The 950-nt window shown below is 69.5% G+C and carries 1 protein-coding gene and 1 pseudogene; both read right to left on the reverse strand.

Annotated features, from left to right (window positions below; all coding sequences use genetic code 11):
• Nucleotides 1–587: pseudogene (locus tag ACTJLC_RS31760) on the reverse strand (hypothetical protein); the annotation flags it as partial.
• A 66-nt stretch (nucleotides 588–653) separates the two neighbouring features.
• A partial coding sequence (locus tag ACTJLC_RS31765) for a hypothetical protein (RefSeq protein ID WP_440846421.1) occupies nucleotides 654–950 on the reverse strand: 297 nt, incomplete at its 5' end.

The raw sequence follows: 950 nt of genomic DNA on the forward strand, positions 1-950 counted from the left end.
GCGCCCGCGCCGATTTCGCGGAAGCCCTGCTGCAAGTCGGTGTAGTCGTTGTTGCCGGCTGGCGCGTCGGCGAGCAAGTCGAAGGTCTGCAACGGCTGCGCGAGGCTGACGCGGGAATCGGCGGCGAGCCGCGCGACGACTTCCTCGCGCGGCGTATCGCCGATGATCTCCAGCATCGCGCAATGCACCTTCAGCGACGGGATTGGCCAGGCCGACACCTCACGCAAGCCGTATTGCCGCGCGAGCGCCGCGACCTGCGCCCGCGCGCTGCCGCCCGGCGAATAGCCGCCGGCCGCGCCGTATCCGGCCGCGGTCGAGCCGGCGCGCAGCATCAGCGTTTCGGGCGGATTGGCGACGGCCAGCACGATCATCCGTTCGGGACGCGCCTTCATCTGCTGCGTCGCCACAGCGGGGTCGGGCGTCGCGGGCACGAGCGCGCAGGCGGACATCGCGAAGGCGGCGCACAGGGAGAGCCAGCAGAGCAGCGTGCGCCGCGCCAGGGCGGCCCACGTGCCGCGCTCGTCGCCGTTCGCTGCCGGGCTCGCGTCGTACGGCGGGTGCGGGGCAGAGCGGTCCTTGGGCGTCATGGCAACTCGATTCATGATGGAAATAGCCGTAGGTGCGCGTCGCCGTGCAAAAAGTTACGCCGCCGCTCAGAAATGCCAGATTGCATCGGCGATCCAGCGATTGGATGCGCCCGGTCCGAGGTGCGCCTTGGCTTCGCTGTTGGTGGCGATGTACGACACGTCGAATTGCCACGCGCGATACTGGTAAGTCAGTCCGACGTTGCCGTAGACGTAGCCGATGCCGAGCACCGAGTGCAGATCGTAGTAACCGATGCCGGCCGTCGCGGTCCAGCCGTGCACGAGCGGCAGGCGGCCGACCAGATCGTAGGCGACGGCGCGCGAACTCGGCGACGGCCCGAAGCCGGTGTTCGGCGAGAGCGCGAC

The sequence above is a fragment of the Paraburkholderia sp. 22099 genome, from assembly GCF_052045835.1.
Taxonomy (GTDB): Bacteria; Pseudomonadota; Gammaproteobacteria; order Burkholderiales; family Burkholderiaceae; genus Paraburkholderia; species Paraburkholderia terricola.